At 73.2% G+C, this 18,558-nt stretch carries 18 protein-coding genes and 1 pseudogene; 14 read left to right on the top strand and 5 right to left on the bottom strand.

Features of this window, described 5'->3' with window-relative positions; genetic code table 11:
- Window positions 1-116: 116 nt before the first annotated feature.
- Both DT019_RS06560 and DT019_RS06565 read left to right on the top strand, forming a co-directional pair.
- Window positions 117-1,145 carry an NlpC/P60 family protein gene (locus DT019_RS06560; RefSeq protein ID WP_114035674.1) on the top strand — a complete coding sequence of 343 codons (1,029 nt, stop codon included), beginning with the start codon at window positions 117-119 and terminating at the stop codon, window positions 1,143-1,145.
- 16 nt (window positions 1,146-1,161) lie between these two features.
- Entirely contained in the window at window positions 1,162-2,394 is a 1,233-nt protein-coding gene (locus tag DT019_RS06565) for a hypothetical protein (protein WP_114035675.1), read from the top strand.
- Here the strand turns inward: DT019_RS06565 and DT019_RS41020 are convergent, their stop codons facing one another.
- Window positions 2,395-2,712 carry a hypothetical protein gene (locus tag DT019_RS41020; protein WP_411292689.1) on the bottom strand — a complete coding sequence of 106 codons (318 nt, stop codon included), beginning with the start codon at window positions 2,710-2,712 and terminating at the stop codon, window positions 2,395-2,397.
- Here DT019_RS41020 and DT019_RS06575 point away from each other — a divergent pair.
- Window positions 2,599-3,072 (top strand): annotated as a pseudogene (locus DT019_RS06575) (MATE family efflux transporter); the annotation flags it as partial. The gene DT019_RS41020 and the pseudogene DT019_RS06575 overlap by 114 nt on opposite strands.
- Here DT019_RS06575 and DT019_RS06580 read toward each other — a convergent pair.
- A complete protein-coding gene (locus DT019_RS06580) occupies window positions 3,033-4,259 on the bottom strand; it encodes a glycosyltransferase 87 family protein (RefSeq protein ID WP_114035676.1) in 1,227 nt (408 codons plus the stop codon). The pseudogene DT019_RS06575 and the gene DT019_RS06580 sit on opposite strands and share 40 nt — an antisense overlap.
- 151 nt (window positions 4,260-4,410) lie before the next feature.
- Here DT019_RS06580 and DT019_RS06585 point away from each other — a divergent pair, with 151 nt between their 5' ends.
- Complete coding sequence (locus DT019_RS06585; protein ID WP_114035677.1) at window positions 4,411-5,553, top strand: glycosyltransferase family 4 protein; 1,143 nt, start codon at window positions 4,411-4,413, stop codon at window positions 5,551-5,553.
- 498 nt (window positions 5,554-6,051) lie between these two features.
- Here the strand turns inward: DT019_RS06585 and DT019_RS06590 are convergent, their stop codons facing one another.
- Entirely contained in the window at window positions 6,052-7,845 is a 1,794-nt protein-coding gene (locus tag DT019_RS06590; protein ID WP_114035678.1) for an AMP-dependent synthetase/ligase, read from the bottom strand.
- A 275-nt stretch (window positions 7,846-8,120) separates the two neighbouring features.
- On the opposite strand from DT019_RS06590, the gene DT019_RS06595 reads away from it, so the two are divergent.
- The 6 genes from DT019_RS06595 (at window position 8,121) to DT019_RS06620 (ending at window position 13,037) form a co-directional block, all read left to right on the top strand.
- Window positions 8,121-8,882: a metallophosphoesterase gene (locus tag DT019_RS06595; protein ID WP_114035679.1), complete on the top strand. Its 762-nt coding sequence runs from the start codon at window positions 8,121-8,123 to the stop codon at window positions 8,880-8,882.
- 124 nt (window positions 8,883-9,006) lie between these two features.
- A complete protein-coding gene (locus tag DT019_RS06600) occupies window positions 9,007-9,486 on the top strand; it encodes an SRPBCC family protein (protein ID WP_114035680.1) in 480 nt (159 codons plus the stop codon).
- 2 nt (window positions 9,487-9,488) lie between these two features.
- The gene (locus DT019_RS06605; RefSeq protein WP_114035681.1) at window positions 9,489-10,619 is read left to right on the top strand and encodes an ArsA family ATPase; all 1,131 of its coding nucleotides are present in this window, start codon (window positions 9,489-9,491) and stop codon (window positions 10,617-10,619) included.
- A 70-nt stretch (window positions 10,620-10,689) separates the two neighbouring features.
- Window positions 10,690-11,130, top strand: a complete 441-nt coding sequence (locus DT019_RS06610; RefSeq protein WP_114035682.1) for a DUF5304 domain-containing protein — start codon at window positions 10,690-10,692, stop codon at window positions 11,128-11,130.
- A 137-nt stretch (window positions 11,131-11,267) separates the two neighbouring features.
- On the top strand, window positions 11,268-12,221 hold the full coding sequence (locus DT019_RS06615; protein WP_114035683.1) for an ROK family glucokinase: 954 nt from the start codon (window positions 11,268-11,270) through the stop codon (window positions 12,219-12,221).
- A gap of 69 nt (window positions 12,222-12,290) precedes the next feature.
- Window positions 12,291-13,037, top strand: a complete 747-nt coding sequence (locus DT019_RS06620; RefSeq protein WP_114035684.1) for an endonuclease/exonuclease/phosphatase family protein — start codon at window positions 12,291-12,293, stop codon at window positions 13,035-13,037.
- A gap of 100 nt (window positions 13,038-13,137) precedes the next feature.
- Here DT019_RS06620 and DT019_RS06625 read toward each other — a convergent pair whose 3' ends face one another.
- A complete protein-coding gene (locus DT019_RS06625; RefSeq protein ID WP_114035685.1) occupies window positions 13,138-13,725 on the bottom strand; it encodes a hypothetical protein in 588 nt (195 codons plus the stop codon).
- On the bottom strand, window positions 13,718-14,497 hold the full coding sequence (locus DT019_RS06630; protein ID WP_114035686.1) for an alpha/beta hydrolase: 780 nt from the start codon (window positions 14,495-14,497) through the stop codon (window positions 13,718-13,720). The genes DT019_RS06625 and DT019_RS06630 overlap by 8 nt, the downstream gene beginning before the upstream one ends.
- A gap of 154 nt (window positions 14,498-14,651) precedes the next feature.
- Here DT019_RS06630 and DT019_RS06635 point away from each other — a divergent pair, with 154 nt between their 5' ends.
- The 4 genes from DT019_RS06635 to DT019_RS06650 all read left to right on the top strand — a co-directional run bounded on the left by DT019_RS06635 (window position 14,652) and on the right by DT019_RS06650 (window position 18,539).
- Window positions 14,652-15,431, top strand: coding sequence for a lysophospholipid acyltransferase family protein (locus DT019_RS06635; RefSeq protein WP_114035687.1), 780 nt, complete (start codon window positions 14,652-14,654; stop codon window positions 15,429-15,431).
- A gap of 25 nt (window positions 15,432-15,456) precedes the next feature.
- The gene (gene macS / locus DT019_RS06640) at window positions 15,457-16,671 is read left to right on the top strand and encodes a MacS family sensor histidine kinase (RefSeq protein WP_114036043.1); all 1,215 of its coding nucleotides are present in this window, start codon (window positions 15,457-15,459) and stop codon (window positions 16,669-16,671) included.
- Window positions 16,668-17,366 (top strand): response regulator, encoded by a 699-nt coding sequence (locus tag DT019_RS06645; RefSeq protein WP_114035688.1) that lies wholly within the window; start codon window positions 16,668-16,670, stop codon window positions 17,364-17,366. Before macS ends, DT019_RS06645 begins: the two co-directional genes overlap by 4 nt.
- A gap of 144 nt (window positions 17,367-17,510) precedes the next feature.
- Window positions 17,511-18,539: a 6-phosphofructokinase gene (locus DT019_RS06650; protein WP_114035689.1), complete on the top strand. Its 1,029-nt coding sequence runs from the start codon at window positions 17,511-17,513 to the stop codon at window positions 18,537-18,539.
- The last annotated feature ends 19 nt before the right edge of the window (window positions 18,540-18,558 follow it).

The following is an 18,558-nucleotide window of genomic DNA, read 5'->3' on the forward strand; positions in this document are numbered from 1 at the left end:
GCGGTCGTTGGCCGCCCGGCGTGCGCCCGGTTACTGTCCGGCGTGCGGTTTCCCCGGTGACTCGCCGCCCGCCCGGGCGGCAGGGGCCGCACGCAGTGCAAGGGAGTGCGGCATACGTGGCGTCCCATCGCCGGCCTTCGCAGTCGGGCCTGACCCAGAGCGCCCGCGTCACCGTCCTTTCGGCCGCGGCGGCGACGGCCGCGGCAGCCCTCGCGGCACCCGGCGCGAGCGCGGCCCCGCACGAGCCGGGCTCCTCGGGCCAGGCCAAGGTCGACCGGCTCTTCCAGGAGGCCGAGCGGGCCACCGAGCAGTACGACAAGGCCGATGAGCACGCCAAGCGGCTGCGCGAGGAGGTCGCACAGGCGCAGGACGCCGTCGCGCGCGGCCAGGAGAAGATCAACCGCATGCGGGGCGCGCTCGGCGCGCTCGCCGGGGCGCAGTACCGCGCGGGCGGCATCGACCCCGCGCTCGCCCTGCTCCTGTCGTCCAACCCGGACACCTATCTCGACCAGGCCGCCACCCTGGACCGCCTGAGCGAGCGTCAGGCCGGGGCGCTCCAGGACCTCCAGCACGAGCAGCGCCGCCTCTCGCAGCAGCGCGCCGAGGCGAGCCGCAAGCTGGTGGAGCTGGAGCGCAGCCGCACCGAGGTGGCCCGGCACAAGCGGACCGTGGAGTCGAAGCTGGCCGAGGCGCGCCGCATGCTGAACGCGCTGCCGACCGCCGACCGCGCCGCCTTCGACCGCGCCTCCCGCTCCGGGCGCTCCGAACTGCCCGCGCTCTCCGGCTCGGCGCCCGCCTCCTCGCGGGCCGCGGCGGCCGTCCTCGCGGCCCGCTCGGCGCTCGGCAAGCCGTACATCTGGGGCGCCAACGGGCCCTCCGGCTTCGACTGTTCGGGCCTGATGCAGTGGTCGTACGCCCAGGCCGGCGTCGGCCTGCCGCGCACCTCGCAGGAGCAGCGGTACGCCGGCCGCCAGGTGCCGCTCTCCGAGGCGAAGCCGGGGGACCTGATCGCGTACCGGCACGACGCCAGCCACATCGCCATGTACATGGGAAACGGCCAGGTGGTGCACGCCCCCTACCCCGGTGCGCCGGTGCGGTACGACCCCGTCGGGATGATGCCCATTTCCTCGGTGACGCGCGTCTGACCGTACGATCGGCGGCGTGGCAGGTCATGGACGCGGTCGGACGGTACGGCGCGGGCGGACGGGCGGATGCGTCCTCGCCGCGCTGCTGATCGTCTGCGGCTGCTCGGCGCCCGGCCCTGCCGCCGACGGTGCCGCGAGCGAGGTGCAGCGGGTCCTCGACCGGCGCGCGACCGCGGTCCTGGCGCACGACGAGAGCGGCTACCTGGCGGCCGTCGACCCCGCCGCGACGGGGCTGCGGGCGGCGCAGCGGGCCGAGTTCGGCAATCTGGCGCGGGTGCCGCTGACCTCATGGGCGTACCAGGTCACCGGGGTGGACCGGCACGGGTCGACGGCCACCGCGAAGGTGGACCTGCGCTACCGCATCCAGGGCTACGACACCGCGCCCGCCACGGTCGCCCGCACCCTCACCCTCGACCGGCGCGGCGGCGGCTGGTACGTCACCGGAGACCGGCCTGCCCAGGGCGCCGCCCAGCTCCTGTGGCAGCAGGGCCCGGTCACCGTCGTGCGCGGCGCCCACAGCCTGGTCCTCGGGGTGGGCCAGGATGCGGCGAAGCTGCACGAGATCGCGGCCACCGAGGACGCCGCCGTGCCCGCGGTGTCGGCGGCCTGGCCGGGCGGCTGGGCGGGCCGCGTCGTGGTCCTCGTCCCCTCCTCGCTCGACGGCATGGCCGCGCTGCTCGGCGCGCCCGCCGCCTCCTACCGGGGCATCGCGGCGGTGACCACCGGAGAGGCGGGCGGCGCCGGGGCCGCCCCGGCGGACCGGGTGATCGTCAACCCGGAGGCGTACGCGGTCCTCGGCGATCTGGGCCGCAAGGTCGTCCTCACCCACGAGACCACGCACGTCGCCACCCGCACCCACACCTCGCCCGCCACCCCGATGTGGCTCTCCGAGGGGTACGCGGACTGGGTCGGCTACCGCGACACCGGCCGCACCGCGCCCCAAGCCGCCCCCGAACTCCAGAAGGCCGTCCGCGCGGGCCTGCTCCCCGCCGACCTCCCCTCGGACGCCGACTTCGGCTTCGACGGCGGCGCGGACCGGCTGGCCCGGGCCTACGAGGGCGGCTGGCTGGCGTGTCGCCTGATCGCGACCCGGTGGAGCGAGGCGACGCTGGCCCGCTTCTACCGGAAGGTGGGCGACCAGCCGCACCGCGAGGGCGCGGTCGAGAAGGCCATGACGGAGGAACTGGGACTGTCCCCAAGGGAGTTCACCGCGCGCTGGCGGGAGTACGTGCGCGAGCAGCTGGCCTGATCAGGGCACGCCGAGCCGGGCGAGCGCGTCGGTGAGCCACTTCCTCTCCTCGGCGGTGGTGGCGCGCGCGATCCGCAGCATGCCCTCGCGGAACACGTCCGGCGCCTGCTCGGCCGACACGGGCTCGCCCTCGCGGTAGAAGAAGCTCGACGACGCCTCCAGGAACGCCTGCCGCCGCTTGAGGACGTCCGCCTGCTCGGCCGGCGCATGGCCGGGACGCTGGCGCTGGTCGCCGTCGTCGCTCGGATCGCCGTCGTCGAGGTGGCCGCGTACGGCATTGCGACCAAGGCGATGTACGGGGTGAGCATGGCGTTCCACTCTGTACGGCAGGCCGCCGCGATCCGCACCGCTCGGCTGCTCGGGGCGCGCGGGGAGGTCGCCGCCGCGGGGGCGCTCTGTCTGCGCTGCCTGGGGCCCTACCTTTTGCTGCTCGCCTGCTTCATCGCGCTGGGCGGGGTGTTCGAGGGCGGCGGTGACAGTCCGCTCCTGGTGCGGATCACCGTGTGCGGCGTGCTGCTCCAACTGGCGCTCGCCCGCGCCCTGTCGAGCCTCGGCCTGCCCGGGATCTGCCTGGCCATGGCGTTGGCCATGGCCGTCCAGTGCGCGGCGCTGGCGCGGCTGTGGCGGCGGGTTCCGCGTCAGCCGGTCCGGGAGGGCTCGGCGGTGCGGGTGGGCTGAGCGGGGACGGGCGGCAGGTTGCGGGTGGCGGAGGTCGAGCGCCACAGGCGGCGGCAGGCGAGGAACGACGCCGCGACCAGCAGGCCGTTGCGTACGCACAGCAGGAGCAGGCCCAGCCAGTCGCTCGCCACCACGTGCGAGAACCAGACCGGGAACTCCAGGAGGGTCACCAGGGCGGCGGCGAGGACCATGAGCGCCGGGCGGGTCATCGGCGAGCGGCGGAAGGCGAGGCACACCGCGGCGAGGCCCACCAGCCACAGCAGGTACTGCGGGCTGATGACCCGGCTCGTCGTCGTGAACAGCAGCACGGCGGTGAAGGCCGCGTCGGCCAGGGTGCTCGGGCGCCCGGTGTCCCAGGCTCTGAGGCGCCACAGCAGCAGCCAGCCGAACGCGAGCACGCTCAGCCCCATCGCCAGGGTGGACACCAACGGCACGTACGGGCCCAGGAACTCCACCGAGCCGTAGTTCAGCTGCACCCGGCCCGACCAGCCGAAGTGGCGGGCCGCGTGGAAGACCAGCGCGCCCAGTGACTCGACCTCCGTGCCCCGCTCGCGCTGGAAGGTGAGGAAGGCGAAGGCCCCCGGCGCCGCCGCGGCGCACGTCACGAGGAGGGCCGCGGCGCTCACCACCGCGGTCGTCCAGGCCCGGCGCGGGGCGCGGACCAGGAGCAGGACCGGCCACACCTTCAGGAGCGCCCCGAACGCGGCCAGCGCGCCCAGCGTCCGCGGATGGCGGGCGCCCGCGAGCAGCGCCGCGACCGCGACGGCGGTCACCATCAGGTCGTAGCGGGCGTACGCGGTGGGGCCGAGCAGCGGCACGCCCACCGTCCACACCCAGGCGCCGTTCAGGGACTTGCCGGGGCGGCCCGCCGCGTACATCAGGAGCGCGAAGACCAGCGCGTCGGCCAGGAAGCAGAGGACGAAGAACGCCGTCGCGTAGCCGAGGAAGGGCAGCGCCGCGGGGGAGAGGATCGCGAGCGCGGCGGCCGGCGGGTACTGCCAGGTCACGTCGTCCAGCGGATACGTGCCGGTCAGGAGGACCTGGGACCAGCCCTGGTAGATGACGTGCACGTCGCTGGTGACGTCCGGGCCCGGGAGCGCCAGCACCCGGAAGACGCAGAGCAGCAGCAGATAGCGGGTCGCGGCCCAGGTGGCCGCCACCGCCAGGGTGCGCCGGGGGATGCTCATGGTGTCCGCCTCGTCCTTGTTTCAGGTGGTTCGGGGGCCGGTTTCAGTCATGATGCCGGGTGCCCGGTCGCGCAGTCCGTGAGGCGGGGCCGCGCGCCGCCCCCGGGCTGCGTCGCGGCGGCGCGCCCCGGGTTCGGTACTGTCGGCGGCGATGCACAAGACCTTGATCGTGACCAATGACTTCCCGCCGCGCCCCGGCGGGATCCAGGCGTTCCTGCACAACATGGCGCTGCGGCTCGACCCCGAGCAGGTCGTCGTCTACGCCTCGACGTGGAAGCGGAGCCGGGAGGGCGTCGAGGCGACCGCCGCGTTCGACGCCGAGCAGCCGTTCACCGTCGTACGGGACCGCACCACGATGCTGCTGCCCACGCCCCGGGTCACCCGGCGGGCCGTCGCCCTGCTGCGCGAACACGGGTGTTCCTCGGTGTGGTTCGGGGCGGCGGCGCCGCTCGGCCTCATGGCGCCCGCGCTGCGCAGGGCAGGAGCCGACCGCCTGGTGGCCACCACGCACGGGCACGAGGCCGGCTGGGCCCAACTGCCCGGCGCGCGACAGCTGTTGAGACGGATCGGCGAGGGCACCGACACGATCACCTACCTCGGTGAGTACACCCGCTCGCGGATCGCGGGCGCGCTGACCCAGCAGGCCGCGGCCCGCATGGTCCAACTCCCGCCCGGCGTCGACGAGAAGACCTTCCACCCCGGTTCCGGCGGCGACGCCGTGCGCGAGCGGCTCGGGCTCACCGACCGGCCCGTCGTGGTCTGCGTCTCGCGCCTCGTGCCGCGCAAGGGGCAGGACACGCTGATCCGCGCCATGCCGGCCATCCTCGCGAAGGTGCCCGACGCGGTCCTGCTCATCGTGGGCGGCGGGCCGTACGAGGCCGACCTGCGCAAACTCGCCCTCGACACCGGGGTCTCGTCCTCGGTCCGCTTCACCGGGGCGGTGCCCTGGGCGGAGCTGCCCGCGCACTACGGGGCGGGCGACGTCTTTGCGATGCCGTGCCGCACCCGGCGCGGCGGCCTGGACGTCGAGGGCCTCGGCATCGTGTACCTGGAGGCCTCCGCGACCGGCCTGCCCGTGGTCGCGGGCGACTCCGGCGGCGCGCCCGACGCGGTCCTCGACGGCGAGACCGGCTGGGTCGTGCGGGGCGGGTCCCCCGAGGACTCGGCGGACCGCATCGTGACCCTCCTGCGGGATCCTGCTTTGCGGGGGCGGATGGGGGAGCGGGGGCGGGTGTGGGTCGAGGAGAGGTGGCGCTGGGATCTCCTCGCGGAGAAGCTGAGGGGTCTGCTCTAGCCGTCCGGCCGGGGTCCGGGCGCCGGTCGACCCCGCCCGCGCCCCGGCGTGGCGCCCCCTTGCCGGGCGGCCCTTGGCCGCGGGTGAGTTGCTTGCCCTCATGCGCAGTTCCCCGCGCCCCTCAAGGGGTGGGGTGTCGGCTGCGGGCCGTGGGCGGTTGCTCGCGCCGTTCCCCGCGCCCCTTCAGGGCCGGTCGTTGGCCGCGGGCCGAGGGTGGTTGTTCGCGCGGTTCCCCGCGCCCCTAGGGGGTGGTGCCTTGCGGTGTCGAGCGCTGAGGGGGCGAATTCAGCCCCTGCGGCGTTTGAGCAGCGGGGTCCGGGGCGGAGCCCCGTGTCCACCGGCCGGAGGGGGGATGTCGAGCTTGGGCCCCATCTGCCGGTCGGGGCGGAGGTCCGTTTCCGTCGGCTGGAGGGGGACGTCCCCCTCCAGCGGGCGGGGTGGAGCCCCGTGGCTTCGGGGGTGGGGGCGGGGCCCCCGGGGCTCGGGGGTGCTGAGGGGTCAGCGGGTGTAGATCGCCTCGATCTCGTCCGCGAAGTCCTTCGCCACCACGTTCCGCTTGAGCTTCAGCGACGGCGTGATGTGCCCCGCCTCCTCCGTGAACTGCGCCCCGAGGATGCGGAACTTGCGTACCGACTCCGCCTTGGAGACCGCCGCGTTGCCGTCGTCCACGGCCCGCTGCACCTCGGCGAGCAGATCGGCGTCGTCGCGCAGCGCGGCCACCGTCGCCACGGACTTGCCGTGCTCCTCGGCCCAGCGGCCCAGGAACTCCTCGTCCAGGGTGACCAGCGCGCCGACGAACGGCCGCCCGTCGCCGACCACCATGCACTCGGCGACCAGCGCGTGCGCGCGGATGCGGTCCTCGATGACCGCCGGGGCGACGTTCTTGCCGCCCGCGGTGACGATGATCTCCTTCTTGCGGCCGGTGATCGCGAGGTACCCGTCCTCGTCGAGGGTGCCGATGTCACCGGTGTGGAACCAGCCGTCGGCCAGCGCCTCGGCGGTCGCGGTCTCGTTGTTCCAGTAGCCCTGGAACAGGTGCTCGCCGTGCAGCAGCACCTCGCCGTCGTCCGCGATCCGTACGACCGACCCCGGCAGCGGCTGCCCGACCGTGCCGATCTTCGGACGGTCCCAGGGGTTGAACGCGGTCGCGGCACAGGACTCGGTCAGGCCGTAGCCCTCCAGGACCGTGAAGCCGATGCCGCGGAAGAAGTGGCCGAGCCGCTCGCCCAGCGGCGCGCCGCCGGAGATCGCGTACTCGCCGCGCCCGCCGAGCACGGCGCGCAGCTTGCTGAAGACGAGCTTGTCGAAGACCTTGTGCTTGATCTTCAGGCCGACCGAGGGCCCCGCGTCGGAGCTGAGCGCCGTGCTGTAGGCGATCGCGGTGTGCGCGGCCTTGTCGAAGATCTTGCCCTTGCCGTCCGCCTGCGCCTTGGCGCGCGCCGAGTTGTAGACCTTCTCGAAGACCCGCGGCACACCGAGGATCAACGTCGGCCGGAACGAGGCGAGTTCATCGGTCAGGTTCTTGATGTCCGGTACGCAGCCGAGCTTGATGGGGGCCATCACCGAGGCCACCTCGACCAGCCGGCCGAAGACGTGGGCCGCGGGCAGGAAGAGCAGGACCGAGCACTCGCCGGTGCGGAAGAGGGGCTTGAGCCGCTCCACCACGTTGCCGCACTCCGCGAAGAAGGCACGGTGGGTCAGCACACAGCCCTTGGGGCGGCCGGTGGTGCCGGAGGTGTAGACGATCGTCGCCGGGTCGTCGGCGTGCGCGGAGGACATCCGCGCGTCGAGGAGTTCGTCGGAGACGTCCGCGCCCGTCGCGGTGAGCCGGGCGACGGCGTCCGCCTCGATCTCCCAGACCCCCTTGAGGGCGGGCAGAGCGCCCTGGACCGACTCGACCGAGGACCGGTGCGCCCTAGACTCGACGATGGCGAGCGCCGCGCCGGAGTCGCCGAGGATCCACTGGATCTGCTCGGGCGAGCTGGTCTCGTACACCGGGACGGTGACGGCGCCCGCGCTCCAGATCGCGAAGTCCAGCAGCACCCACTCGTAGCGCGTCCGCGAGAGCAGGGCCACCCGGTCGCCGGCCTCGACGCCCGAGGCGATCAGACCCTTGGCGACGGCGCGCACCTCGGCGAGGAACTGACGGGCGGTGACGTCGGCCCAGGCACCCGCGACCTTGCGGCCCATGACCGCGACATCGGGATGCTGAGCGGCATTGCGGCGGATCAGATCCGTCAGGTTGCCGTCCGAAGGGACCTCGTACAGGGCCGGAAGGCTGAACTCGCGCAAGACTGCTGCTCCTCATCGGGCGCCGGTGCCACGGCTCTGTGTGACGCACCGGCTGCGGTCCAAGATCGGGCAGGTGCCCGGGGGATTCCGTGGGGGGCGGAACTCCGAGCACGACTGGACTGCCCGGACGTTACCCATGGGTAGTGGGTTCCCGATAGGGGGTTCTGGCCAGATGTTCGGTGCGTCACACATGTTTGACACTGCTTCGCGCACAGTAGTCCACACCTTTGAGCACTCGGAAGTAACCGCAGGTCCGACGGCCTAAGGTGGCTGCCATGCGAGTTCATGTGGTCAGTGACGTACACGGGAACACCGAGGGCCTGGCCAAGGCCGGCAACGGCGCGGACGCCCTCGTCTGCCTCGGTGACCTGGTCCTCTTCCTGGACTACGCCGACCACTCGCGCGGCATCTTCCCCGACCTCTTCGGCGTCGAGAACGCCGACCGCATCGTCGCCCTGCGCACCGCCCGGCGCTTCGAGGAGGCCCGTGAGCTGGGGCGTTCGCTGTGGGCCGGGCTCGACCGGGAGGCCGCCATCGAGGCCGCGGTCAGGCGCCAGTACGCCGAGATGTTCGCCGCCTTCCCCACCCCGACGTACGCCACGTACGGCAACGTCGACATGCCGGACCTCTGGCCGCAGTACGCGGGGCCGGGCACCACCGTCCTGGACGGCCAGCGGGTCGAGATAGCCGGGCGCGTCTTCGGCTTCGTCGGCGGCGGGCTGCGGACCGCGATGCGAACGCCCTATGAAATCTCCGACGAGGAGTACGCCGCCAAGGTCGAGGCGCTCGGCGAGGTCGACGTGCTCTGCTCGCACATCCCGCCCGAGGTCCCCGAGCTCGTGTACGACACCGTCGCCCGCCGCTTCGAGCGCGGCTCGCGCGCCCTGCTCGAGGCGATCCGCAGGACCCGCCCGCGCTACTCCCTGTTCGGCCACGTGCACCAGCCGCTGGCCCGGCGGATGCGGATCGGCCGCACCGAGTGCGTGAACGTCGGCCACTTCGCGGCCACCTCCCGGCCCTTCGCCCTGGAGTGGTGATCCGGCCACTGGAGTGGCGACCGGCCCGTACGCGATAGCCTGCACGCACACCTCCCCACCGCTGTCGGCGCCGTCCGCGCGGGGGAGAACCAGACCCGGACCGCGCACTGGAGGAGCCACGACGATGGCGGAACACACCAGCTCGTCTATCACCATCGAGGCGGCCCCGGCCGACGTCATGGGGGTGATCGCGGACTTCGCCCGCTATCCGGAGTGGACCGGCGAGGTGAAGGAGGCCGAGGTGCTCGCCACCGACGCCGCGGGCCACGCCGAGAAGGTGCGGCTGCTGCTCGACGCGGGCGCCATCAAGGACGACCACACCCTCGCCTACACCTGGCAGGGCAACCAGGTCAGCTGGACGCTGGTCAAGTCCCAGATGCTGCGCACCCTGGACGGCTCGTACACCCTGGCCGACGCCCCCGGCGGCCACACCGAGGTCACCTACCGGCTGACCGTCGACGTCAAGATCCCCATGCTCGGCATGATCAAGCGCAAGGCGGAGAAGGTCATCATCGACCGCGCCCTGGCCGGTCTGAAGAAGCGCGTCGAGAGCGGCCCGGGCGACACCGAGGCCGGTTCCGCCGACGGGGCCAAGAAGCTCTAGACGTGCGTACGGTCCTCGTCACCGGCCCCGGCGGCGCGGGCCGCACCACCGTCGCGGCGGCGACCGCCCTCGCCGCCGCCCGCCGGGGCACCCGGGTCACCCTGCTGACCGCGGACCGGCTCCCCGGCGAACTCGCCGGGGTCACCGTCCGGCACATCGACGCGGCCGCCCACTTCCGCACCGAGTTCCTCGCCTTCCAGGACCGTGCGGGCGCCGCCCTCGACCTGCTCGGCGCCTCGCGCCTGGACGCCGAGGAGCTCACCGAACTCCCCGGCGCCGAACAGCTCGCCCTGCTCAGCGCCCTGCGCGAGGCCGCGGCCGACGGCCCCGGCCTGCTCGTCGTCGACCTCCCGCCGGCCGACCGGGCGCTCGCCACCCTGGCCCTGCCCGAGCGGCTGCGCCGCTATCTGCGCCGCCTCCTGCCGCCCGAACGCCAGGCCGCCCGCTCGCTGCGCCCGGTCCTCGCCCAGCTCGCCGGGGTGCCCATGCCCGCGCAGTGGCTGTACGAGACCGCCGCCCGCTGGGACGCCGAACTGGCCGCCGTCCAGGCCGTGATCGAGGACCCGGGCACGACCGTGCGGCTGGTCGCGGAACCCGGCCCGGCCGCCGCCGACGCGCTGCGCACCGCCCGGCTCGGCCTCGCCGTCCAGCGGCTCGCCCTCGACGCGGTGGTCGCCAACCGGCTGCTGCCCGCCGAGACGCCCGACCCGTGGCTGGCCGGCCTCGTCGCCCAGCAGCGCAAGCACCTGACCGAGCTGGCCGAGGAGTTCCCCGCCGTACGCGAAGTGGCCCACCTCGGGCACGACCCGCGCGGCGACGACGACTTGGAGCGCCTCGCCGTCGCCCCGGGGACGGACGGCCCGCCGGCCTGCGCCCCGGAGTGGACCGTCGAGGACCGGCTCGCCGAGGACGACGTCCTCGTGTGGAGCCTGCCGCTGCCCGGGGCCGTCAAGGACGGGCTCGCGCTGGTGCGGCGCGGCGACGAACTCCTGCTCACCGTCGGCCCGTTCCGCCGCATCGTGGCGCTGCCGTCCGCGCTGCGCCGCTGCACCGTCACCGGGGCCGGGCTGCGCGACGGCGTCCTGGACGTCCGGTTCGCCCCCGACCCCGAGCTGTGGCCGCGGGGTCGCTGAACGGAATACCCCCGTTCGGGTAACGTCGAAGGAAACAGACCCGTAGGAACACCAGCCGCTGGAGTCCGCCATGAGCGAAGCCACCGAGCCCCCGGCCCCCGACGCGGATGCCTGGGCCGAGGCCTGCGCCGAGGACCTGGCCGCCGAGAAGGCGCGCCGCCGCGCCCAGTACGGCTCCGAGCCGGGGTCGGCCGCCGAGGAGCTGCGCAAGCTGCTCGACGCGGTCACCGACAAGGTCAGCGGTCTCTTCGAGGGCCCCTCCCCGCTGTCCGGGCTGTCCGGATTCGCCGCCCAGGGCGCCGTGCAGCAGCTGATCAGCCAGGCGAAGTCCGCCGTCGAGCCGGTCATCGAACGCAACCCCGAGGTCTTCGACCACCTCGCCGCGGCCGGCAGCGAACTGCTCGCCGCCTACCGCTCCGCCGTCGAGGGCCACGAGCGCCGCTGGACCGCCACCGACGACCGCAAGCGCGACGAGGGCACCGGCCCCACCGAGCACATCGATCTCGACTGAGACCCGGCGCCGGGCGGGCGCCGCAGAAGGGGCGGCCCGGCCCTCACACCCGGCGCGAACACGGGATCGGCACGCTGGGCGGAGCCCCGGCTCGGGTACGGTTGGCCGTAGCGGGGCTCGACCGAACTGAGGGATTCATGGGACTCACCATCGGTGTCGATATCGGCGGCACGAAGATCGCGGCGGGCGTGGTCGACGAGGAAGGCAACATCCTCTCGACCCACAAGGTGCCGACCCCCGGCACGCCCGATGCCATCGTGGACGCGATCGCCTCGGCCGTCGACGGCGCGCGCGCCGGACACGAGATCGTGGGCGTGGGCATCGGAGCGGCCGGTTACGTCAACCGCCAGCGGTCCACCGTCTACTTCGCGCCCAACATCGACTGGCGCCAGGAACCGCTGAAGGCGAAGGTCGAGCAGCGCACCGGCCTCCCGGTCGTCGTCGAGAACGACGCCAACGCGGCCGCCTGGGGCGAGTACCGCTTCGGAGCCGGCAAGGGCCACCGGAACGTCATCTGCATCACGCTCGGCACCGGCCTCGGCGGCGGCATCATCATCGGCAACGAGCTGCGCCGCGGCCACTTCGGCGTGGCCGCCGAGTTCGGCCACATCCGCATGGTGCCGGACGGCCTGCTCTGCGGCTGCGGCAGCCAGGGCTGCTGGGAGCAGTACGCCTCCGGCCGCGCCCTGGTCCGCTACGCCAAGCAGCGCGCCAACGCCACCCCGGAGAACGCCGAGTTCCTGCTCTCGCTCGGCGACGGCACCCCCGAGGGCATCGAGGGCAAGCACATCTCGATGGCCGCCCGCCAGGGCGACGCGGTCGCGGTCGACTCGTACCGCGAGCTGGCCCGCTGGGCGGGCGCGGGCCTGGCGGACCTGGCCTCGCTCTTCGACCCGTCGGCGTTCATCGTCGGCGGCGGGCTCTCGGACGAGGGCGAGCTGGTGCTCGACCCCATCCGCAAGTCCTACAAGCGCTGGCTGGTCGGCGGGAACTGGCGCCCGGTCGCCGAGGTCATCGCGGCCCAGCTCGGCAACAAGGCCGGTCTGGTCGGCGCGGCCGACCTGGCGCGGCAGCCCGACCCCATCATGTAGCGCCCCGCGGCACCGACAGCGCCCGCCGATTCCACCCGGACCGGCGGGCGCTGTCCTACGTTGTGGACCATGACGAGCCCCACCGACGACCTGCCCGCCTCCGCGACGCGGGACGGCTGTGCCGTGATCCGTGTCCTCAGCTACAACATCCGCTCGATGCGCGACGACAACGCGGCACTCGCCCGGGTGATCCGCGCCTGCGCGCCCGACCTCGTCCTCGTCCAGGAGGCCCCCCGCTTCTTCCGCTGGCGCAAGGCCGCGGCCCGCCTCGCGGCCGCCACCGACCTCGTCGTCCTCGGCGGCGGCGCCACGGCCGCGGGGCCGATGCTGCTCTGCTCCCTGCGGGCCGCCGTGGAACGCACCGAGGACGTGCTGCTCCCGCTCACCCCCGGCCTGCACCGGCGCGGCTTCGCGACCGCGGTGGTACGGATCGGCGGGGCCAGGATCGGCGTCCTGAGCGCCCACCTCAGCCTCCAGGAGGCCGAGCGGTACGAACAGGCCGGGGCGCTGCTGGACCGCCTCGCCGGGATGGGCGTGGACCACGCGGTCGCGGGCGGCGACCTCAACGAGCGGCCGGACGGGCGGAGCTTCGGCCGGCTGGCCGCCGAGCTCCAGGACTGCCGCCAAGTGGCGCCGTGGGGAGGGGAGTTCACCTCCACGCCCCGGGATCCGCATCAGCGGATCGACGCGATCTTCGCGACGCGGGGCGTCCAGGTACTGGGCTGCGGTGTGCCGTTGGGGCTGGACGCGGCCGATCTCGTGGCGGCCACGGACCATCTGCCGGTGCTCGCGGCGCTCCGGGTGCCCACGGGGTGAGCGGCGGCCCCGTGCGGGGCCGCGCCTTCACGCGTACGGCCGCTCGGGAGTGCGGGCGCCGTCGGCCCGCACCGGGGAGCGTCACGCGGAGCGGACAAGCTCAGACGACCGCGCCGCGCCCCGGATCGTCGTCGTCCTCGTCGTGCTGCATGCGGGCGAACAGGGTGCCGATGCCGCCCAGGAAGCCGCCCACGCCCAGGGTGGTGAGCCACCAGGTCATGTCCCAGCCGAAGATCGCGGCGAGGATCAGCAGCAGCGGCCCGCCCACCACGCCCAGCCAGGCGAACTTCGCCGTGACGTCGGCCTCCGGCAGGGGCGGCGGCTCCGGCGGCACGAAGTGGCCCTCGTCCGAGGCGTCCAGGTCGTCGTCGGACGGCTCGGCGGGCTGGAAGTCACGCGGCCCGCCCACGCCCGGCGCGAACACGACCGAGCTGCCGAGCGCGGGCTTGCCGAGGCCTTTGTCGGCGTTCTTGTCCGCGCCCTTGGCGGGCCCGGGCGTCTCGTCGCTCCCGTCGCTCCCGCCGTCCTTGTCGGGCTCGTCCTCGATCAGGGCGAGGTCCTCCACCGATCTGAAGGGTCTCGCGCCCGGCGGATCGGCCGGCTCCTCGCCGTACCCCGCCACGATCGCCGCCCAGGCGGCCTCTTCGTCGATCGGCTGCGGCTCGCTGTCCGCGTCGTGCTCAGCCACCGGTCGTGCTCCCCTTCTTCCCGACGCTAGGAGCGAGGCGGCCGATGAACGAGTAGCTCTCCTCGAAGATCCGCTCCGCGTCGTGGTCCAACGTCGCCACGTGGTAGCTCTGTTCCAGCAGGATCTCCTGGACGTCCGTGGAGGACACCCGGCTGAGGATCCGCGCGGAGTCGGCCGGCGGCACCACGTGGTCCTGCGGGCTGTGCAGGACCAGCAACGGCTGGGTCACCTGCGGCAGTTCACCGTCCACGAGCCTGAAGAAGTTGCGCAGCGAGTGCGCCGCGTGCAGGGGCACCCGGTCGTAGCCGACCTCCTGGGAGCCCTCCTTGGCGATGTCGCTGGCGATGCCCTTCGTGGACGGTACGAAGTGACGGACCACCGGCAGTGCCCGGGCGGCCGCGCCGTGCACCTTGTTGCCCGGGTTGACGAGCACCAGGCCGCTCACCTCGTCGCCGTGCTTCGCGGCGAGGCGCAGCGACAGCGCGCCGCCCATCGAGAGCCCGAAGACGAAGACCTGGGAGCAGCTCTCCTGGAGCTCGCGCAGGGCGCGGTCCACCTCCGCGTACCAGTCCTGCCAGCCCGTGAGCTGCATGTCCTGCCAGCGGGTGCCGTGGCCGGGGAGGAGCGGCAGCGAGACCGTGAGGCCGCGCTCCGCCAGGTAGTCGGCCCAGGGGCGCAGCGACTGCGGGGAACCGGTGAAACCGTGACAGAGGAGGACGCCGACCTCTCCGCCCTCGTGGCGGAACGGCTCGGCTCCAGGGAGGACCGGCACCAGGGGTCTCCTGTTCATGAGCAGGGGCGGGGTTGTGCGGGGGAGTCGTACTTCACGGTACGCGACCGGACTGACACCGACCAGAGCCGTCGCGCGGGAGGGCGGTCCCGGTACGGGTTAAGGTCTGTTCGACAAGCACAGGAAGGCATCCGAGTTGATCTACGGCGCAATGAAGTTCTCCATCGGCGGGTCGCTGAAGCTCGCCTTCAGGCCGTGGGTGGAGGGCTTGGAGAACATCCCCGCCGAGGGTCCGGCGATCCTCGCGAGCAACCACCTCTCCTTCTCGGACTCCTTCTTCCTGCCGGCCGTCCTGGACCGCAAGGTCACGTTCATCGCGAAGGCCGAGTACTTCACCTCCCCCGGGGTCAAGGGCAAGCTGACGGCGGCGTTCTTCAAGGGCGTCGGCCAGCTCCCGGTGGACCGCTCGGGCGCCCGCGGGGCGGGCGAGGCCGCGATCAACGCGGGCATCGACGTCATCAAGAGCGGCGGCCTCTTCGGCATCTACCCCGAGGGCACCCGCTCGCCCGACGGCCGCCTCTACCGCGGCAAGCCGGGCGGTCTCGCCCGGGTCGCGCTCGCCACCGGCGCGCCCGTCATCCCGGTCGCGATGATCGACACCGAGAAGATCCAGCCGCCGGGGAAGGTCGTCCCCAAGCTGATGCGTCCCGGCATCCGGATCGGCAAGCCGCTCGACTTCAGCCGCTACCAGGGCATGGAGGGCGACCGCTTCATCCTGCGCTCGGTGACCGACGAGGTCATGTACGAGATCATGAAGCTGTCCGGCCAGGAGTACGTCGACATCTACGCGACGGCCGCCAAGCGCCAGATCGCCGACGAGGCCAAGCGGATCGCCGACGAGCAGAAGGCCGCCGAGAAGGCGGAGCGGGCCCGGGAGCTGGAGCAGGCCAAGCGGGCGGAACGGCCCGGCGACTAGCCGCGTCCGTCCGGGGGTGGGGAAGATGGCGAAACGCGAACGGGTCGTACGGATGTCGGTGGAACTGCCCCTGTGGCGGGCCCTGACCGGCTACCGGGTGCTCACGACGCTCTACGCGGTGGCGATCTTCGTCAGCGGCTACCACAAGTTCGAGCGGCCCTGGGTGGGCATCGGCTACCTGTCGGTGCTCACCGTGTGGAACTTCGCGACCCTGCCCCGGGTGGCGAACGCGGCCGCCTGCACCAAGCGCTTCCTCGCCGTCGACCTCACCGTGGTGCTCACCGGCATCCTGCTCACGCCGCTCGCGGACGTGGACGCGCAGCACGTCGACGGTCCGACGCTGCCCACCATCGCGACGGCCGGAGCGGTCCTCGCCTTCGCCATCAAGGGCGGCTGGCGCTGGGCCGGTTTCGCCTCCTCGCTGGTGGCCGTGGCCAACATCGTGGAGCGCGGCCACCCCACCCGGGACACCTTCCACAACGTGATCCTGGTGTGGATCGCCTCCATCGCGATCGGCTACATCGTCGAGGTGGCCCGGGCCAGTGAGGCGACGCTCGCGCGCGCCCTGGAGATCGAGGCGGCCACCCGCGAACGCGAGCGGCTGGCCCGTGACATCCACGACAGCGTGCTCCAGGTGCTCGCCATGGTGCAGCGCCGCGGCAGCGCGCTGGGCGGCGAGGCCGCCGAGCTCGGCCGGATGGCCGGAGAGCAGGAGGTCGCGCTGCGCACCCTGGTCTCCAGCGGTCTGGTGCCGCCCACCCGCGCCTCCGAGGACGCCGCCAACGGCGCCGTCGTGCGGGCGGTGGAGGTCGACGACGAGGGGGACGACACGGCGCCCGTCGACCTGCGCTCGTTGCTCGCCCGGCACGCCGGGTCGAGGGTCTCCTTCGCGGAGCCGGGCGCTCCGGTGCCGCTCACGCCCACCGCGGCCAGGGAGCTCGCGGCCGCTGTCAGTGCCGCCCTGGACAATGTGCGGATGCACGCGGGGGAGTCCGCCCAGGCCTGGATCCTGGTCGAGGACTGGGGGGACGAAGTGATCGTGACGGTACGGGACGACGGTCCCGGCATCCCGGCGGGCCGGCTGGAGCGGGCCGAGGGGGAGGGGCGCATGGGCGTCGCCCTCTCGATCCGCGGCAGGCTGCGGGACCTGGGCGGCACGGCGGAGCTGATCTCCGTGCCGGGCCAGGGTACGGAAGTTGAACTGAAGGTCCCACGGGGGAAGGCAGGACGGCACGGATGACCCAGCAGCAGACGGCGCGCGCGGATGCGTCGGTGAAGGTGATGGTGGTCGACGACCACCCGATGTGGCGCGACGCGGTCGCCCGCGACCTGGCCGCCGCGGGCTTCGACGTGGTCGCCACCGCGGGGGACGGGCCGCAGGCGGTGCGCCGGGCCCAGGCCGCGGCGCCCGACGTCCTGGTCCTCGACCTCAACCTGCCGGGCATGCCCGGCGCCCAGGTCTGCAAGGAACTGGTCGCCGCCAACCCGGCGTTGAGGGTGCTGGTCCTGTCCGCGTCCGGCGAGCACGCCGACGTACTGGAGGCGGTGAAGTCCGGCGCGCTCGGCTACCTCCTCAAGTCGGCCAGCACCGAGGAGCTGACCGACGCGGTGCGCCGCACGGCCGTCGGCGACCCGGTGTTCACGCCGGGCCTGGCCGGCCTCGTCCTGGGGGAGTACCGCAGGCTCGCGACGGACCCGGCGCCCGCCACCGCGGACGAGCCGAAAGCCCCGCGGCTCACCGAGCGCGAGACCGAGGTGCTGCGCCTGGTCGCCAAGGGCCTGAGCTACAAGCAGATAGCCGAGCGCCTGGTCATCTCGCACCGCACGGTGCAGAACCACGTCCAGAACACCCTGGGCAAGCTCCAGCTGCACAACCGGGTGGAGCTCGTGCGGTACGCGATCGAGCGCGGCCTCGACAGCGTGGACGACGCCTGAGCGGGCCATCCCCCGTACGGGTGAACGGCGGCTCCTCAACTCCCCTACGGATCAAGTGAATTGACCTTCCGTCCCATCCCGGAGTGACCTACGTCACCACTAGCGTGGACCGCGTACGTCACTCCCAGGTGAAGGGACCATTCCATGCGGGTCGGAGTACTGACCGGAGGCGGTGACTGCCCCGGACTCAACGCCGTCATCCGGGGCATCGTCCGCAAGGGTGTGCAGGAGTACGGATACGAGTTCACCGGGTTCAAGGACGGCTGGCGCGGCCCCCTGGAGGGCGACACCGTCCGGCTGGACATCCCGGCGGTGCGCGGCATCCTGCCGCGCGGCGGCACCATTCTCGGCTCCTCGCGCACCAACCCCCTCAAGGCGGAGAACGGTGTCCGCCGCATCAAGGAACACCTCACCAAGCACGAGATCGACGCGGTGATCGCGATCGGCGGCGAGGACACCCTGGGTGTCGCGGCCCGGCTCAGCGACGAGTACGGCGTCCAGTGCGTCGGCGTGCCCAAGACGATCGACAACGACCTGTCCGCCACCGACTACACCTTCGGGTTCAACACCGCCGTCGGCATCGCCACCGAGGCCATCGACCGGCTGCACACCACCGCCGAGTCCCACATGCGGGTCCTGGTCGTCGAGGTCATGGGGCGGCACGCGGGCTGGATCGCCCTGCACTCCGGCCTCGCGGGCGGCGCCAACGTCATCCTCATCCCCGAGCAGCGCTTCGACGTCGAACAGGTCTGCGGCTGGATCACCTCGCGCTTCAAGGCCTCGTACGCCCCGATCGTCGTGATCGCCGAGGGGGCCATGCCGAAGGACGGCGAGATGGTGCTCAAGGACGGCACCCTCGACTCCTTCGGGCACGTGCGGCTCTCCGGCGTCGGCGAGTGGCTGGCCAAGGAGATCGAGAAGCGCACCGGCAAGGAGGCCAGGACCACCGTCCTCGGCCACGTCCAGCGCGGCGGCACCCCGAGCGCGTTCGACCGGTGGCTGGCGACCCGCTTCGGGCTGCACGCCATCGAGGCGGTGCGCGACGGAGACTTCGGCAAGATGGTCGCGCTGCGCGGCACCGACATCGTGCGGGTGCCGATCTCGGAGGCCACCTCGAAGCTGAAGACGGTGGACCCCGCGCTCTACGCCGAGGTCGGCGTCTTCTTCGGCTGACCCGGCCGGGCACATCCGG

Origin of the sequence: Streptomyces sp. SDr-06 (genome assembly GCF_003324565.1) — a bacterium.
Taxonomy (GTDB): Bacteria; Actinomycetota; Actinomycetes; order Streptomycetales; family Streptomycetaceae; genus Streptomyces.